The organism is Amycolatopsis sp. NPDC051061 (genome assembly GCF_040682935.1).
Lineage (GTDB): Bacteria > Actinomycetota > Actinomycetes > Mycobacteriales > Pseudonocardiaceae > Amycolatopsis.
The window spans coordinates 249,205-263,784 of sequence record NZ_JBFBBZ010000001.1; the positions used below are offsets into that span (position 1 = coordinate 249,205).

The window sequence follows — 14,580 nt, forward strand, 5'->3', positions numbered from 1 at the left end:
CGACAGGATCGGTGATCCGTCGCGAACGGGCCACTCGCGCCGCGGGGGACCTCCCGCGCGGGAGGTCCCCGGCGAGCGGTCAGTCTTCGGTGCGGCCCGAGACCAGCTTCCAGGTGAGCGGCAGCAACCCGGCGGCGACGACGATCTTGATCGCGTCCCCGATCAGGAACGGCGTCACGCCCTTGGCGAACGCCGTCGACAGGTCGAAGCCGGTCGAGGCCATCAGCCACGGCACGCCGAACGCGTAGATGACGACGTTGCCGAGCACCATGGTGCCCGCGGTGCGCACGGGCGTCCGATCACCGCCACGGCCGGCGAGCGCGCCGACCAGCGCGCCGGCGAAGACGAACCCGACGATGTAGCCGGCGCTCGCGCCGGACAGGCCCGCGGTGCCGTGCTGGAACCACGGCACGCCCACGGCGCCGACCAGCAGGTAGACCAGCATCGACGCGGCACCGCGCGACATGCCGAGCGACGCGCCGACGAGCAGCGCGGCGAACGTCTGGCCGGTCATCGGCACCGGGCTGCCCGGCACCGGGATGGTCAGCTGCGCGGCGGCGCCGGTGAGCAGGGCACCGCCGGCGACCAGCGCGATGTCCCGGACGAGGGAGCCGGGCACGAGGTCGGCCAGCACGGGCCGTTTGCCGGCGAAGGACAGCGAAGACACGAAACCTCCCTGGGTGAGCAGACGATCGAGGTTAACGCTCGTTACCCCCGGAAAAACCCCTGAAGTTGCGTTCCTCACCGGCCACCCGTCCGGGTGGACCCGATCAGGGACGGCCCCGGGCGTGCCGATGACGAAGGTGGATAGCTGCGATCTGTTACGGAACCGAGGAGGCCGGTGCATGCGAAACGCCAGGAAGAGGACATTCCGGTTGCTGGTGGTGACGGCGCTGGCCACCCCGCTCCTGGTCGCCGCCGCGCCGGTCACGTCCACCGGATGGGCGTCTTCCGGCTCGGTGGACGTGACCGTCGACAACGAGCACGTCGTCACCGGTGAACTGGCGAAATGCACGGTCGACGGCCCCTACCGCGCCCGGACGCAGGGGGGCGCGACCGGCGACGTCGCGGTGTTCGGCGTCGGCGAGACCGGCTGCGGGCGCTCGGACGCGGTGTCGGTCGCGCAGGCGTCCGGGCACCGGTTCGAGACAGCCGTGCTGAAGCGCTACGGCGGCCCGGTGATCACTGTCCGCACCTTCTCGGCGAAGTGCGCCACGACGGCGACCGGCAGCGGAGGCGAGGTCTCGATCGGCACGGTCGAGGGGGTCGAGGTGCCCGCGGAAATCCCGACGAACGACCGGATCGTCATCCCGGGCGGGCCCGCGGGCACCGCGCTGGCGACGGTGATCCTCAACGAGACGGTGACGCCCCAGCCGCCGGACGGCAGCCTGGTGACGCACGCGCTGCACATCAAGCTGTTCCCGCAGGGCGGGCCGGCGAGCGGGGACATCTACCTGGGCACGGCCGCCTGCGACCCGTTCGGCAAGAAGTAAGCGCCCCAAGGCGGCCTTGGTTGCGTCTGACGCACCGAAGGCCGCCTTGGGTGCGTCAGACGCACCGAAGGCCACATTGGGGCGCTTAGGACATGGCGAAGCGGGCGGCCGCGGCGACGAACTCGCCGGCCCGCGTCGCCAGGTCCGGCAGGCTTCCGTTAGGTGACAGGGCGTCGCCGAGCAGGGGAGTCGCCGCGGCCACCGCGATCGCGCCCGCGCGCAGGTAGCCCTCGACGTCGGCCAGGTGGACGCCGCCGGTCGGGACCAGCGGGACGTCCGGCAGCGGGGCCCGGATCGCGCGCAGGTAGGCGACCCCGCCCACGGCCGCGACCGGGAACACCTTGACCGCCGCCGCGCCGAGGCGCCACGCCTGGTCGATCTCCGTCGGCGTCAGCGCGCCGCAGATCACCGGCGTCTCCAGCTCGGCGGCGCGTTCGAGGACCGCCGGGTTCACCGTCGGCGTGATCAGGTACGCGGCGCCCGCGTCGACCGCGATGTCCACATCGGACGATTCGCGGACACTGCCCGCGCCGATCAGCGCGTCTTCGCCGAGCGCCAGGCGCAGCGCGGTGATCGCGGCGGGCGCGCCCGGCGTCGTCAGCGTCGCTTCGAGCAGGCGGATGCCCGCCGCGTGCAGCACCATCGCCGCGTCGGCGAAGCGTGCCGCATCCGTCGCGCGCAGGATCGCGACGAGCCGGTGCTCGGCCAGAAGAGCCTGCAGGTCCTTCACGCGACGTGCGCCGTTCCGGTATGGGTGACGCCGGCTTCGTCGAAGTCCCGTAGCGCGCTGTCGACCGAAGCGCGCGCGATCCCGGCCGTGTGGTCGAGCAGGACCCGCACGCCGAAGCCGGCCCGCGCCGCGTCGAGCGCCGTCGCCCGCACGCAGTAGTCGGTGGCGATGCCGACGACGTCGACGTCGGTCACGTCGTGTTCGCGCAGCCACGTCTCCAGGGACTTGCCGTCCCGGGACGCGCCCTCGAAGCCGGAGTAGGCCGCGCTGTACTCGCCCTTCGAGAAGACCTCGCCGATCGGGACGACGTCGAGCGCGGGGTGGAACGACGCGCCCGGCGTCCCGGCCACGCAGTGTGGCGGCCAGCTCTCCGTGAAGTCCGGGGTGTCGCTGAAGTGGGCGCCCGGGTCGATGTGGTGGTCACGGGTGGCCACCACATGCGAGTAGCCGCCGTTGACGCTCAGCTCCGAGATCGTCGAAGCGGCCGCCGCGCCGCCCGCGACGGCCAGCGAACCCCCTTCGCAGAAGTCGTTCTGCACGTCCACCACGATCAACGCGGTCCCCATACCGGACTCCGTTTCGGCTTCAGAAAAACTGCGTCGGGATAGCGGGCTCGCCGTGCGAGAGCTTGAGGCCCTCCCACGGCAGGCTGACCAGGCCGCGGCGCAGCCGCTGCCTCGCGTCGTCGAGCGTAGGCAGGTCCGCCTCCGCGCGGCCAGCGCGGATCAGCGGGATCTGCAGCGGCCGGTCGTTCGCGTCCGGCTCGGGCGCACGGCCCGCCGTGGTCCAGACGACCTCTTCGACCGCCGTGCCGGTGCCGCGGTGGCGCCGCAGCGCGGACTTGCGCCCGCCGCGGGACTCCTTGTGGGCGCTGCGCTTGGCGACCGGCTTGCCGTCCACCTCGACCAGCTTGTAGACCATCCCGGCGGTCGGCGCGCCGGACCCGGTGACCACCGAGGTGCCGACGCCGTACGCGTCCACGGGCTCCGCGCGCAGCGCCGCGATGGCGTGCTCGTCGAGGTCGCCGGAGACGACGATCCGGGTGTCCTTCGCGCCGAGGGAGTCCAGCTGCTCGCGGGCGCGGCGGGCGAGCGGGCCGACGTCGCCCGAGTCGATCCGGATCGCGCCCAGCTCCGGCCCCGCGACGCGGACCGCCGTCTCGATGCCGGCGGTGATGTCGTAGGTGTCGACGAGCAGCGTCGTGTCCGCGCCCATCTTCTCGACCTGCGCGCGGAAGGCCGCCTCTTCGCTGTCGTGCAGCAACATGAACGCGTGCGCGACGGTGCCGCGGGTCGGGATGCCGTAGCGGCGGCCGGCTTCGAGGTTGGACGTCGTCGCGAAGCCGGCGAGGTAGGCGGCCCGCGCCGCCGCGACCGCGGCGTACTCGTGCGTGCGGCGCCCGCCCATCTCGATGATCGGCCGGCCGTGCGCGGCCCCGGACATCCGGGCCGCCGCCGACGCGATCGCGCTGTCGTGGTTGAGGATCGACAGCACCAGCGTCTCGAGCAGCACGCACTCGGCGAACGAGCCGGTGACCGTGAGCAGCGGCGAGCCCGGGAAGTACAGCTCGCCCTCGGCATAGCCGTCGACGTCACCCGAGAACTCGTAATCGGCCAGCCAGGAAAGCGTCGCGTCGTCGACGACGGCGGTGGCCTCCAGCTGTGCCAGCTCGGCGTCGGTGAAGCGGAAGTCCGCGATCGCGTCCAGGACGCGGGCGGTACCCGCGACGACGCCGTAGCGGCGCCCGTCCGGCAGCCGCCGGGCGAACACCTCGAACACGCAGGGCCGCTCCGCCGTCCCGTCGGCGAGCGCGCTGCCCAGCATGGTCAGCTCGTAGTGGTCGGTGAGCAGCGCAGTGCTGACCGTGGCCGGCTCCGGTGAACCCATGGGGTCAGCCTATTCACCCACATGGCCGGACCTGGCGCGGCGTGCCCTGTCGGCTCCGTGACACCATGGGGTGCATGTCCATGCCTGTCGCAGCCGAGCAGACGCAGGTCGAGCCGGCCGGTGCCGAGGTCGCCGAGTCGGACACACCCTGGCGGACCGTGGTGTGGAACGACCCGGTCAACTTGATGTCGTACGTCACGTACGTCTTCCAGAAGCTGTTCGGGTACGGGCGCGACCACGCCACGAAGCTCATGCTGGACGTGCACCACAAGGGCAAGGCGATCGTCTCGTCCGGCACCAAGGAGAAGGTGGAGACCGACGTGGCGAAGCTCCACGCGGCGGGCCTGTGGGCCACGATGGAGCAGACCTCGTGAACGGCTGGCGGCGCAAGGGCGCGGTGATCCACGCGGGCTTCGAGCAGCAGGAAGCGGCGGTGCTGCGCGGGCTGGTCAGCCAGCTCGAGGACATGCTCACCGCGCGCGCCGAGGAGGCGCCGCAGGACGAGCTCGCCGAGCTGACCGGCATCCGGATCGGGCCGACCGAGTCCCCGGACGACCCGGTGCTCTCGCGGCTGCTCCCGGACTTCCACAAGCTCGACCCGGACAACCCGACCCGCGAGGACCTCGACTCCGCCGCGGCGATGCGGTCGCTGCACGAGCCGGAGCTGCTCGACATGAAGGTCGGCGTGGCCAAGATCGTGCTCGACACGCTGCCCCGCGATGGCGGCCACGTCCGGCTGACCGAGGAGCAGGCCGACGCCTGGCTGGGCGCGCTCAACGACGTCCGGCTGGCGCTCGGCACCGCGCTCGACGTCACCGACGACATGCCCGACGAGCTGCCCGAGGACGACCCGCGGGCGCCGCACCTGGGCGTCTACCACTGGCTGACCTGGGTGCAGGAGACGCTGATCCAGGCGCTGACCGGATGATCACCGACGTGCCGGGTGTCCTGGTCGGGCACCACGAGCGGGTCGGCGACGGCTGGGCGACCGGCACGACGGTGGTCCTGGTGCCCGACGGCGCGGTCGGTGCCGTCGACCAGCGCGGCGGCGCGCCCGGCACGCGGGAGACGAACCTGCTGGAGCCGGAGAACCTGGTCCAGCGGGTCAACGCGATCTGCCTGTCCGGCGGGAGCGCGTACGGGCTGGCCGCGGCCGACGGCGTCATGCGGTGGCTCGCCGAGCGGAACCTGGGCTTCCCGGTCGGGATGCAGCCCCACGAAGTCGTGCCGATCGTGCCCGCGGCGGTGCTGTTCGACCTGCCGCGCAGCGAGTGGGGCAACCGGCCTGACGCTTCCTTTGGATACTCGGCCTGCGAAGCGGCTTCGGACTCGTTCGCGCTGGGGACGGTCGGTGCGGGCGCGGGGGCGGCCGTCGGGTCGTTGAAGGGCGGGATCGGTTCCGCGAGCGAGGTCGTCGGCGAGTACACCGTCGGGGCGGTGGCGGCGGTCAACGCGGCGGGCGAGGCCGTGGACCTCTCGACGGGCCGGGCGTACGCGGCCGACCACGGCGACTTCGGCGTGACGTGGCCTGCGCGGCCCGCGGACCTGCCGTCGAAGCGGACGGACCTGAACACGACGATCGGCGTCGTCGCGGTGGACGCGGCGCTGTCGAAGGCCGAGGCGCGGCGGATCGCGGTCGCGGCCCAGGACGGGCTGGCCCGCGCGGTGCGCCCGGCCCACACGATGTTCGACGGCGACACGGTGTTCGCGCTGGCCACCGGCGCCCGCGAGCTGCCGGAGGCGAGCGGCCCGTTCGGCGCGGCGGCGCGCCCGGCGGCCTTGGACGCGCTGTGCTCGGCGGCGGCGCGGGTGTTCGCACGGGCGATGGTGCACGGCCTTCTGGCCGCGACGACGGCCGGTGGGGTGCCGGCTTACCGGGACGTGTGGCCGGAGGCGTTCGGTCAGCCGCCCGGGTAAGGATCTTCGGGCAGAGCGTCGTCGCCGATCTCCAGGTTGGCGGCGCGCACGGCGCTCACGTACTCCTCGTCGATCTCCATGTCGATCCCGCCGACCGACAGGATCGGGCCCAGCGACGGGTGGATCTCCAGCGGCCCCAGTTCGGTGGCGCCCGGGATCACGTACTGGATCCGCTCGTCGGTGCCGAGGTAGGTCCGGCACCGATCGCGTACTTTCGACGACAGCGGCACGGGCTCAGTGTCGCAGGAATGCCTGGTGAGCGGTACATCTCATCATCTGGACAGCCTGTGTCCACCACCTAAGATGTGGATGTGCTCCGGATCCGCCGTGAACTCGTCGACGAGATCGTCGCCCATGCCCGCCGTGACCATCCCGACGAGGCGTGCGGCGTCATCGCCGGGCCCGAAGGGTCCGACTCGCCCGAGCGGTTCATCCCCATGCTCAACGCCGCGCGCTCGCCGACGTTCTACGAGTTCGACTCCGGCGACCTGCTGAAGCTCTACCGCGAGATGGCCGCCAACGACGAGGTGCCCGTGGTGATCTACCACTCGCACACCGCGACCGGGGCCTACCCGTCGCGGACCGACGCGAACATCGCGGCCGAGCCGGACGCGCACTACGTGCTCGTCTCCACCCGCGACCCCGAAGTGCACGAGTTCCGGTCGTACCGGATCGTGGACGCCGAGATCACCGAGGAGCCGGTCGAGATCGTCGGCTGAGCCCGCTCGGAATAAACCGCCGCGCCACCGGCGTCTGCGTGTAAGAACCCACCGGAGGTAAGAACCCATGGCCGTGACCGTCTCCATCCCGACGATCCTGCGCACCCACACCGGCGGCGAGAAGTCCGTCGAGGCGAAGGGCGCGACCGTCCTCGAGGTCATCGACGACGTCGAGTCCCGCCACGCGGGCATCAAGGGCCGCCTGGTGAAGGAGGAGAAGCTGCACCGCTTCATCAACGTCTACGTCAACGACGAGGACGTGCGCTTCGCCGGCGGGCTCGAGGCCCAGGTCAAGGACGGCGACACCCTGACCATCCTCCCCGCCGTGGCCGGTGGCTGATCGATGGCTCGCTTCGAGTCCCTGCTCGACGCGCTCGGCGGCACCCCGCTGGTCGGGCTGCCCCGGCTTTCGCCCACGCACGACGTGCGCCTGTGGGCGAAGCTGGAGGACCGCAACCCGACCGGCTCGATCAAGGACCGCCCCGCGCTGGCCATGATCGAAGCCGCCGAGCGCGAGGGCAAGCTGCGGCGCGGCTCCACGATCCTGGAGCCGACGTCGGGCAACACCGGCATCTCGCTGGCCATGGCCGCCAAGCTCAAGGGCTACGGGCTGGTCTGCGTGATGCCGGAGAACACCTCGATCGAGCGCAAGCAGCTGCTGCAGGCCTACGGCGCGCGGATCGTCTTCTCCCCGGCCGCGGGCGGCTCGAACGAGGCCGTCCGGCGCGCGAAGGAGCTGGCCGAGGCGAACCCGGACTGGGTGATGCTCTACCAGTACGGCAACCCGGCCAACGCCGAGGCGCACTACCGCGGCACCGGGCCGGAGCTGCTCAAGGACCTGCCGACGCTGACGCACTTCGTCGGCGGCCTCGGCACGACCGGGACGCTGGTGGGCGTCGGCCGGTACCTGCACGAGATGAAGCCGGACGTCCAGGTCATCGCGGCCGAGCCCCGCTACGGCGAGCTGGTGTACGGCCTGCGCAACCTCGACGAAGGGTTCGTCCCGGAGCTGTACGACGCTTCGGTGCTGAACGGCCGGTACTCCGTGGGCGCATACGACGCGCTGCGCCGCACGCGTGAGCTGCTGGAGAACGAAGGCATTTTCGCGGGCATCTCGACGGGCGCGGTGCTGCACGCGGCGTTGGCGGTGGCCGAGAAGGCCGCGGCCCGGGGTGAGCAGGCGGACGTGGCTTTCGTCGTCGCCGACGCCGGGTGGAAGTACCTGTCGACGGGTGCCTACGCGGGATCGCTCGACGAAGCCGCGGCCCGGCTCGACGGGCAGCTCTGGGCCTGAGTCACTCGGCTTTCCAGAGTTCGGGCAGGGCCAGGTCGATGCCGTCGGCCTCGGCCAGCCGCTCGAAGGTGGCCATGGTCGCCCCCAGATCGTCGAACATCTTCGGCAGCAGCTTGAGCGGTTTGGACAGCGGGCGCCAGAAGGCGTCCCAGTGGATCGGCCGGACGACGCGCGGGTTGAGCGCGCCGACGGTCTCGCGCCAGTACTCCTCCCGCCATTCCTCCGTCTGCTTCCCGGCCGCTCCGGCGCCGAGGTAGACGACGTCCGCGTCGTAGCCGGCCAGTGCGCCGGGTACGAAGTTCGCCGAGGCGTGGACCAGGACATTGCCCGCCGGGTGCGCGATGTGGAACGAGTAGCACCGGCCGGTCTTGAAGGCCTTCGCCTTGGCCGGGGGCCGGACGGGCTCGGTGATCTCGCCCGGCACCCGGTCGCCGTCGCTGTGCTTGGTGTCGACCGGCGTCACCGTGAAGGCACCGAACTCCACGGTCTTGCCCGGAACTAGCTCTTCGAACGGCTCGGCGGCCAGACCGTACCCCTCCTGGACCTTCCGGGTCGACGGCGAGCCCGCCAGCGTGGCGCCGGTCACCTGCGCGACGACCGGCGCGTCGAGGACGTGGTCGACGTGGGAGTGCGCGACCAGGACGGCGTCGAGCTTCGTGACGTCGAGCCGGCGCAGGGCCTCGTCGATCCGGGCGCGGTCCGGCGCCACGCGCGTCGCCATCTTCAGCAGCGACGGCCGTGAGAAGAAGCCGTCGACCAGGACGGCCGAGGTGCCGTCGGTGACCAGGACGTTCGACACCCCGGCGAAGGCCGTGCGCAGTTCGGGCATGCTGTCAGCATGAAGGTCATCGGGCTGCTCGGCGGGATGAGCTGGGAATCTTCAGCCGAGTACTACCGGCTGGTGAACGAACGCGTGAAGGCCGCGCTCGGCGGGTTCCACTCGGCGCACACGGTGCTCTTCTCCGTCGACTTCGCCGCCATCGAGGCCATGCAGGCCGAAGACCGCTGGGACGACGCCGGCGCCGAGCTGAACCGCGCGGCTCGCGCCCTCGAAGCCGCCGGTGCCGGCTTCGTCGTGCTCTGCACCAACACCATGCACAAGGTCGCCGACCGGCTCGCCGACGGCCTCGGCATCCCGCTGCTGCACCTCGGCGACGCCACCGCCGCGGCCGTCAAGGCGGCCGGGATCCGCCGGGTCGGGCTGCTCGGGACCGGGTTCACCATGGGGCAGCCGTTCTACCGCGACCGGCTCGCCGCCCACGGCCTCGACGTGCTCGTGCCGAGCGCCGAAGACCGCGACCTCGTCCACCGGGTCATCTACGACGAACTGGTGCTCGGGGTCGTCGAGGACACCTCACGGCAGGCCTACCGCGAGGTGATCGCCCGGCTGGTCGAAGCGGGCGCCGAGGGCGTCATCTACGGGTGCACCGAGATCGAGCTGCTCGTCGGCCCGCAGGATTCGCCGGTGCCGACCTTCCCCACGACCCGCCTGCACGCCGACGCCGCCGTCGACTTCGCGCTCGGCAAGACTCCGCTGCCCGCGCCGCCGGCGCTCACACGCTGACCACCGGCTCACCGCTCGCGTGGGCTTCGTGCTGCGCCACGACTTGCCGCCACAGCCGCTCGCGCTCCTCGGCCGTGAAGAGGTCCGGCGTGACGCCGAAGACGTCCGCCGCGGCCGTCCACCAGTCCGTTGGCGACTCGATGAACTCCTTGGTGCCATGGCGGTTCAGGGTCCGCGCCCGCAGGGTGTCGACGCCCGCCGCGTCCCGGCGTTGCAGCACGCAGACCCGGACGAACCCGGACTCCGGCGCCGCCGACAGCCATGCGTGCTTCTCCGCGAAGTCGGCCATCTCCGCCGGGCCCGGCGCGAAGTCGAAGCCCACGAAGCTGCCCGACGGGTCGTGGTCGAACCGCCAGCCGCCCGGCGCCACCTCCGACGGCCGCAGCCGGTAGGTGTGCGGGCCCTGCCGGTACGTGCCTTCCCGTAGGGGGAGCGGCTCGTGGATGCCGTCGCCCAGCCCGGCGTCGACCAGCCACGCCGTCTCCCGCTCGTCCGGCACGCCGGAGACGGTCAGCGCCAGGTGGTTGCGGTCGATGTTCGGCGCGTCGCCGGGACTGCCCTGCACCCCGCCGAGGGATCAGGGATTTCACCCGAGGCGCACCCACCGGGACCGACGTAGCGTCGATCAGGTGAGCACACTGCCCGTGAACCCGGACCCGGAAACCGACGCCGCCAAGCGCGTACTGCCGCCGAAACCGAAGGCGGCCGCGCTCGTCGCGCTCTCGTTCACCCTGCTGCTCTACCTGGTCGAGCTGGTGGACGTGATCCTGCCCGGCGACCTGGACCAGGGCGGCATCCATTCGCGGGCGCTGTCCGGTCTCGACGGCGTGCTGTTCGCGCCGCTGCTGCACGCCGGCTGGTCGCACCTGTTCGCGAACACCGTGCCGGTGCTCCTGTTCTCCTTCCTCGCCATGGCCGCCGGGATCGGCCGGTTCGCCCTGGTCACGGCCATCATCTGGGTGGTGTCCGGGCTCGGGGTGTGGCTGATCGGGCCGGCGAACGCGGTCACCGTCGGCGCGTCCGGGCTGGCCTTCGGCTGGCTCGCCTACCTGCTGGTGCGCGGCATCTTCCACCGCGCGGCCGGGCAGATCCTGGTCGCCGTCGTCCTGCTCGGCGTGTGGAGCGGCATGCTCGCCGGCCTGCTGCCCGGCAACCCGGGTGTTTCCTGGCAGGGACACGTCTTCGGCGCGCTGGCGGGCGTCCTCGCGGCGTGGCTGACCAGCCGCACGGGCAAGTCGCGCAAAACCGAGCCCGTGGTGCCGGGTAACCTCGAAGGGTGACCTCTTCGCCCGCTGATGCCCCGATCGGCGTGTTCGATTCCGGCGTCGGCGGGCTGACGGTCGCGAGGGCGCTCCTCGAGCAGCTGCCCGCCGAACAGCTCCGCTACGTCGGTGACACGGCGCACAACCCGTACGGCCCGCTCCCGATCGCCACCGCCCGCAGCTACGCGCTCGCGGCGCTCGACGAGATCGTCGAAAGCGGCGTGAAGGCTCTGGTCATCGCCTGCAACACGGCGTCCGCGGCCTGCCTGCGCGACGCCCGCGAGCGCTACGACGTGCCGGTGATCGAGGTCGTGATGCCGGCCGTGCGCCGCGCCGTCGTGGCCACGCACACCGGCCGGGTCGGCGTCATCGGCACCGAGGGCACCGTGCGGTCGCGCGCCTACGAGGACGCGTTCACCGCGGCGCCGGGCATCACGCTCACCAGCGTCGCCTGCCCGCGGTTCGTCGACTTCGTCGAGCGCGGCATCACCTCCGGCCGCCAGGTGCTCGGGCTCGCGCAGGGCTACCTCCAGCCGTTGCTCGACGCCGAGGTCGACGCGCTCGTGCTCGGCTGCACGCACTACCCGCTCCTGCAGGGTGTGCTGCAGATCGTGATGGGCCAGGAGGTCACCCTGGTTTCGAGTGCGGACGAGACGGCCAAGGACGTCGTCCGCGTGCTCACCGAGCGGGATCTCCTGACGACCCGGGAGACGCCGCCGCGGCACGAGTTCCTCGCCACCGGCTCGGCCGAGCCGTTCACCCGGCTCGCCCAGCGGTTCATGGGGTTCGCCCCGGGTGTCCTCGCTCCCACCACCGCGTGATCAGCCCTTCCGGCGCTTAGGGTGGCGACGTGCGACTGACCATCCTCGGGTGCTCCGGCAGCATCCCCGGGCCGAACACCGCCGCGTCCGGGTACCTGGTCGAGGCCGAAGGGTTCCTGCTCGGCCTCGAGCTCGGCAACGGCACGCTGGCGCAGCTGCAGGCCGTGGCCGACCCGTTCGACCTGGACGCCCTGGTGCTCACGCACCTGCACCCCGATCACTGCGCCGACGTCAGCGCGCTCACCGTCCTGCGGCGCTACCACCCGGCGCCGCCGTACCCGGCGCGTCCGCGCCTGCTGCCGCTGTACGCGCCGCCGGAAGCGCCCGTCCGGCTGGCGAACGCGTACGCGCCCAACGAGGCCGAGCGGGCCATCACCGACCTCACCGACGTCTACGCCTTCCACCCGCTGCGGGCCGAGCCGTTCCGGATCGGCCCGTTCGAGGTCGTCGCGGTCGAGGTCGACCACCCGACCCCGGCGTACGGCCTGCGCATCTCCTACGGCGGCCGGATCCTCGCGTTCACCGGCGACACCGGGCCGTGCGCGGCGCTGAACGAGCTCGCCGACGGCGTCGACCTGCTGCTCGCCGAGGCGTCCTGGACGGATTCGGCCGAACGCCCGGCCGGGGTGCACCTGTCCGGGAAGCAGGCCGGTGAGCTGGCGCGCGACGCCGCTGTCGGACGGCTGCTGCTGACGCACATCGCGCCGTGGACGGACGCCGGCGCGGTTCTGGCGGAGGCCTCGGCGGAGTTCCCGGGGGCCGAGGTCGTCAAGCAGGGTGCCGTCTACGACGTCTGACGGTCGGTCCTAGAGTGCTCCCGTGGCTCGAAAAGACGGCAGGACCGACGACCAGCTCCGGGAAATCAAGATCACCCGGGGGTTCCAGCAGTGGCCGGCGGGGTCGGTGCTGATCGAATTCGGCAACACGCGGGTGCTGTGTGCCGCGAGCGTCACCGAAGGCGTGCCGCGCTGGCGGGCCGGATCCGGGCTCGGGTGGGTGACCGCCGAGTACGCGATGCTGCCGTCCGCGACCAACACGCGAGGTGACCGCGAATCGGTGAAGGGCCGGATCGGCGGGCGCACGCACGAGATCTCGCGGCTGATCGGCCGTTCGCTGCGCGCCTGCATCGACCTGGCGGCGCTGGGCGAGAACACGATCGTCATCGACTGCGACGTCATCCAGGCCGACGGCGGCACCCGCACGGCCGCGGTGACCGGCGGTTATGTGGCGCTGGCCGACGCGATCACGTGGCTGAGCGCGGCGAACCGGCTCAACGACCCGCAGCCGCTGTCGTCGTCGGTGGCCGCGGTGAGCGTCGGCGTGGTCGACGGCCGCGTGCGGCTCGACCTGCCGTACGAAGAGGACTCGCGCGCCGAGGTCGACATGAACGTGGTGGCGACGGACGCGGGCACGCTGATCGAGGTCCAGGGCACCGGCGAGGGCGCGACCTTCGCCCGGTCCACTTTGGACAAGATGCTGGACCTGGCCCAGGCCGGCTGCGAAGAGCTGACCCGGCTGCAGAACGAGGCGCTGGCGCTGCCGTACCCGGGCGAGCTGCCGGAACCGCGTCCGGACAAGAAGAAGGGCTCGAAGTGACGAAGCTGCTTCTGGCCACGCGCAACGCGAAGAAGCTCGGCGAGCTCGAGCGAATCCTTGCTGCCGAAGGCATTTCGGGGATCGAGGTGCTCGGGCTCGCAGACGTACCCGCGTTCCCGGAGGCACCGGAGACCGCGCCCGATTTCGAGGGCAACGCGGTGGCGAAGGCCCGCGACGCGGTGGCGGCGTGCGGTTTGCCGGCCATCGCCGACGACTCGGGCATCGCGATCGACGCGTTGAACGGGATGCCGGGCGTGTTGTCGGCGCGCTGGTCGGGTGGCCACGGTGATGACGAGGCGAACCTGAACCTGGTGCTGGGGCAGCTCGGTGACGTGCCGGACGAGCGTCGTGGGGCGCAGTTCGTGTGCGCGGCGGCTTTGGTGCTGCTGTCCGGCGAGGAGACGGTGGTCCGCGGCGAGTGGCGCGGATCGATGGTGCGCTCGCGGCGGGGGACGAACGGGTTCGGGTACGACCCGATCTTCCAGCCGGACGGGGAGTCGCGGACATCGGCGGAGATGGAGCCGGCGGAGAAGGACGCGGTTTCCCACCGGGGGCGGGCTTTGCGCGCCCTTCTGCCGGCGCTGCGGGAGCTGGCGGAGGGCTAGTCCTGCTCGGTGAACTCCGTGAAGGCGTCGATCAGGCGCTGGACGGTGTTCGTGTCGTCGCTGCCGGCGATGAGCTCCGTGAACTCGGCGCCCTGGACGGCGATCTCCTTGCTGCGCGGGAACATCGCCTCCTCGTACCGGGCCAAAGCAAGCTCGACATCCGCAACTGCGGCTGCCGCACGTGCGGCAGCTGTCCACTGTGGATTGCTGACGGTCAGGAAGCCACGCCGAGGTCGCGGATCAGCTTCGCCACGTGCCCGGTCGCGCGGACGTTGTAGAAGGCGTGGGCGATCTTGCCGTCGGCGTCGACGACGAACGTCGAGCGGATGACACCCAGGTACGTCTTGCCGTAGTTCTTCTTCTCGCCGTACGCGCCCCACGCCTCGATGACGCCCTTGTCGGGGTCGCCCAGCATCGGGAACGTCAGCTTCTCCGTCTCGACGAACTTCGCGAGCTTCGCCTGCTTGTCCGGCGAGATGCCGATGACCTGGTAACCGGCGTCGTTCAGCTCGGCGAGGTTGTCGCGGAAGTCGCAGGCCTGCTTCGTGCAGCCCGGGGTGCTCGCCGCCGGGTAGAAGTACACGACGACGGACTTGCCGCGGAAGTCGCGCAGGGAGACGTCCTTGCCCTCGCTGTCGGGCAGGGTGAAGTCCGGGGCTTCGTCGCCGGGGGAAAGTCGCTCGGTCATGAGA

22 protein-coding genes are annotated in these 14,580 nt (G+C 71.8%); 13 read left to right on the forward strand and 9 right to left on the reverse strand.

Translation table 11 applies throughout. The features are described from left to right. Positions 1-79 precede the first annotated feature (79 nt). Complete coding sequence (locus AB0N03_RS01245; protein ID WP_364363464.1) at positions 80-667, reverse strand: biotin transporter BioY; 588 nt, start codon at positions 665-667, stop codon at positions 80-82. A gap of 208 nt (positions 668-875) precedes the next feature. Between AB0N03_RS01245 and AB0N03_RS01250 the strand changes: the two genes are divergently transcribed. Beyond that, positions 876-1,493, forward strand: a complete 618-nt coding sequence (locus AB0N03_RS01250; protein WP_364364238.1) for a hypothetical protein — start codon at positions 876-878, stop codon at positions 1,491-1,493. 85 nt (positions 1,494-1,578) lie between these two features. Here the strand turns inward: AB0N03_RS01250 and AB0N03_RS01255 are convergent, their stop codons facing one another. From AB0N03_RS01255 to AB0N03_RS01265, 3 genes are read right to left on the reverse strand one after another with little or no spacing between them, the layout of a single operon-like run. Then, positions 1,579-2,223, reverse strand: coding sequence for a bifunctional 4-hydroxy-2-oxoglutarate aldolase/2-dehydro-3-deoxy-phosphogluconate aldolase (locus AB0N03_RS01255; RefSeq protein ID WP_364363467.1), 645 nt, complete (start codon positions 2,221-2,223; stop codon positions 1,579-1,581). Continuing rightward, positions 2,220-2,789: an isochorismatase family protein gene (locus AB0N03_RS01260; protein WP_364363470.1), complete on the reverse strand. Its 570-nt coding sequence runs from the start codon at positions 2,787-2,789 to the stop codon at positions 2,220-2,222. Before AB0N03_RS01260 ends, AB0N03_RS01255 begins: the two co-directional genes overlap by 4 nt. Before the next feature lie 19 nt (positions 2,790-2,808). Next, positions 2,809-4,110, reverse strand: a complete 1,302-nt coding sequence (locus tag AB0N03_RS01265; protein WP_364363473.1) for a nicotinate phosphoribosyltransferase — start codon at positions 4,108-4,110, stop codon at positions 2,809-2,811. Positions 4,111-4,184: 74 nt separating this feature from the next. On the opposite strand from AB0N03_RS01265, the gene clpS reads away from it, so the two are divergent. From clpS to AB0N03_RS01280, 3 genes are read left to right on the forward strand one after another with little or no spacing between them, the layout of a single operon-like run. Beyond that, positions 4,185-4,484, forward strand: coding sequence for an ATP-dependent Clp protease adapter ClpS (gene clpS, locus AB0N03_RS01270; protein ID WP_285476174.1), 300 nt, complete (start codon positions 4,185-4,187; stop codon positions 4,482-4,484). Continuing rightward, complete coding sequence (locus AB0N03_RS01275) at positions 4,481-5,038, forward strand: DUF2017 domain-containing protein (protein WP_155541329.1); 558 nt, start codon at positions 4,481-4,483, stop codon at positions 5,036-5,038. Before clpS ends, AB0N03_RS01275 begins: the two co-directional genes overlap by 4 nt. Further along, positions 5,035-6,027: a P1 family peptidase gene (locus tag AB0N03_RS01280; RefSeq protein WP_364363477.1), complete on the forward strand. Its 993-nt coding sequence runs from the start codon at positions 5,035-5,037 to the stop codon at positions 6,025-6,027. Before AB0N03_RS01275 ends, AB0N03_RS01280 begins: the two co-directional genes overlap by 4 nt. On the opposite strand, the gene AB0N03_RS01285 is transcribed toward AB0N03_RS01280, so the two are convergent. Continuing rightward, the gene (locus AB0N03_RS01285) at positions 6,012-6,257 is read right to left on the reverse strand and encodes a hypothetical protein (RefSeq protein ID WP_364363480.1); all 246 of its coding nucleotides are present in this window, start codon (positions 6,255-6,257) and stop codon (positions 6,012-6,014) included. The two genes, AB0N03_RS01280 and AB0N03_RS01285, sit on opposite strands and share 16 nt — an antisense overlap. Before the next feature lie 81 nt (positions 6,258-6,338). On the opposite strand from AB0N03_RS01285, the gene AB0N03_RS01290 reads away from it, so the two are divergent. From AB0N03_RS01290 to AB0N03_RS01300, 3 genes are all read left to right on the forward strand, one after another. Further along, positions 6,339-6,746, forward strand: coding sequence for a M67 family metallopeptidase (locus tag AB0N03_RS01290; RefSeq protein WP_364363483.1), 408 nt, complete (start codon positions 6,339-6,341; stop codon positions 6,744-6,746). 67 nt (positions 6,747-6,813) lie between these two features. After that, on the forward strand, positions 6,814-7,086 hold the full coding sequence (locus AB0N03_RS01295) for a MoaD/ThiS family protein (protein WP_364363485.1): 273 nt from the start codon (positions 6,814-6,816) through the stop codon (positions 7,084-7,086). A gap of 3 nt (positions 7,087-7,089) precedes the next feature. Then, complete coding sequence (locus tag AB0N03_RS01300) at positions 7,090-8,040, forward strand: cysteine synthase (RefSeq protein ID WP_364363487.1); 951 nt, start codon at positions 7,090-7,092, stop codon at positions 8,038-8,040. A gap of 1 nt (position 8,041) precedes the next feature. On the opposite strand, the gene AB0N03_RS01305 is transcribed toward AB0N03_RS01300, so the two are convergent. Continuing rightward, complete coding sequence (locus tag AB0N03_RS01305; protein ID WP_364363490.1) at positions 8,042-8,869, reverse strand: MBL fold metallo-hydrolase; 828 nt, start codon at positions 8,867-8,869, stop codon at positions 8,042-8,044. A gap of 9 nt (positions 8,870-8,878) precedes the next feature. On the opposite strand from AB0N03_RS01305, the gene AB0N03_RS01310 reads away from it, so the two are divergent. Continuing rightward, positions 8,879-9,604: an aspartate/glutamate racemase family protein gene (locus AB0N03_RS01310; RefSeq protein ID WP_364363493.1), complete on the forward strand. Its 726-nt coding sequence runs from the start codon at positions 8,879-8,881 to the stop codon at positions 9,602-9,604. Here AB0N03_RS01310 and AB0N03_RS01315 read toward each other — a convergent pair. Beyond that, positions 9,594-10,169 (reverse strand): arylamine N-acetyltransferase, encoded by a 576-nt coding sequence (locus tag AB0N03_RS01315; protein ID WP_364363496.1) that lies wholly within the window; start codon positions 10,167-10,169, stop codon positions 9,594-9,596. The two genes, AB0N03_RS01310 and AB0N03_RS01315, sit on opposite strands and share 11 nt — an antisense overlap. A 64-nt stretch (positions 10,170-10,233) precedes the next feature. Here AB0N03_RS01315 and AB0N03_RS01320 point away from each other — a divergent pair, with 64 nt between their 5' ends. The 5 genes from AB0N03_RS01320 to rdgB are packed head-to-tail and all read left to right on the forward strand — an operon-like array spanning position 10,234 to position 13,888. Next, on the forward strand, positions 10,234-10,884 hold the full coding sequence (locus tag AB0N03_RS01320; protein WP_364363499.1) for a rhomboid family intramembrane serine protease: 651 nt from the start codon (positions 10,234-10,236) through the stop codon (positions 10,882-10,884). Then, the gene (gene murI / locus AB0N03_RS01325) at positions 10,881-11,687 is read left to right on the forward strand and encodes a glutamate racemase (RefSeq protein WP_364363501.1); all 807 of its coding nucleotides are present in this window, start codon (positions 10,881-10,883) and stop codon (positions 11,685-11,687) included. Before AB0N03_RS01320 ends, murI begins: the two co-directional genes overlap by 4 nt. A 29-nt stretch (positions 11,688-11,716) precedes the next feature. Beyond that, positions 11,717-12,484: an MBL fold metallo-hydrolase gene (locus AB0N03_RS01330; RefSeq protein ID WP_364363504.1), complete on the forward strand. Its 768-nt coding sequence runs from the start codon at positions 11,717-11,719 to the stop codon at positions 12,482-12,484. Positions 12,485-12,506: 22 nt separating this feature from the next. Continuing rightward, entirely contained in the window at positions 12,507-13,283 is a 777-nt protein-coding gene (rph, locus tag AB0N03_RS01335) for a ribonuclease PH (RefSeq protein WP_364363507.1), read from the forward strand. Then, complete coding sequence (gene rdgB, locus AB0N03_RS01340; RefSeq protein WP_364363510.1) at positions 13,280-13,888, forward strand: RdgB/HAM1 family non-canonical purine NTP pyrophosphatase; 609 nt, start codon at positions 13,280-13,282, stop codon at positions 13,886-13,888. Before rph ends, rdgB begins: the two co-directional genes overlap by 4 nt. Here rdgB and AB0N03_RS01345 read toward each other — a convergent pair. Together AB0N03_RS01345 and bcp are read right to left on the reverse strand one after the other, a co-directional pair. Continuing rightward, complete coding sequence (locus tag AB0N03_RS01345; RefSeq protein WP_364363513.1) at positions 13,885-14,034, reverse strand: hypothetical protein; 150 nt, start codon at positions 14,032-14,034, stop codon at positions 13,885-13,887. The two genes, rdgB and AB0N03_RS01345, sit on opposite strands and share 4 nt — an antisense overlap. Before the next feature lie 68 nt (positions 14,035-14,102). Then, entirely contained in the window at positions 14,103-14,576 is a 474-nt protein-coding gene (bcp, locus tag AB0N03_RS01350) for a thioredoxin-dependent thiol peroxidase (protein WP_364363516.1), read from the reverse strand. Between the last annotated feature and the right edge of the window lie 4 nt (positions 14,577-14,580).

What these genes read in the sequence shown, in the direction of transcription:
- AB0N03_RS01260 (WP_364363470.1), bottom strand. Translation starts at nt 2,789, where the DNA reads ATGGGGACCGCGTTGATCGTGGTGGACGTGCAGAACGACTTCTGCGAA.
- AB0N03_RS01265 (WP_364363473.1), bottom strand. Translation starts at nt 4,110, where the DNA reads ATGGGTTCACCGGAGCCGGCCACGGTCAGCACTGCGCTGCTCACCGAC.
- clpS (WP_285476174.1), top strand. Translation starts at nt 4,185, where the DNA reads ATGTCCATGCCTGTCGCAGCCGAGCAGACGCAGGTCGAGCCGGCCGGT.
- AB0N03_RS01280 (WP_364363477.1), top strand. Translation starts at nt 5,035, where the DNA reads ATGATCACCGACGTGCCGGGTGTCCTGGTCGGGCACCACGAGCGGGTC.
- AB0N03_RS01295 (WP_364363485.1), top strand. Translation starts at nt 6,814, where the DNA reads ATGGCCGTGACCGTCTCCATCCCGACGATCCTGCGCACCCACACCGGC.
- AB0N03_RS01300 (WP_364363487.1), top strand. Translation starts at nt 7,090, where the DNA reads ATGGCTCGCTTCGAGTCCCTGCTCGACGCGCTCGGCGGCACCCCGCTG.
- AB0N03_RS01305 (WP_364363490.1), bottom strand. Translation starts at nt 8,869, where the DNA reads ATGCCCGAACTGCGCACGGCCTTCGCCGGGGTGTCGAACGTCCTGGTC.
- AB0N03_RS01310 (WP_364363493.1), top strand. Translation starts at nt 8,879, where the DNA reads ATGAAGGTCATCGGGCTGCTCGGCGGGATGAGCTGGGAATCTTCAGCC.
- bcp (WP_364363516.1), bottom strand. Translation starts at nt 14,576, where the DNA reads ATGACCGAGCGACTTTCCCCCGGCGACGAAGCCCCGGACTTCACCCTG.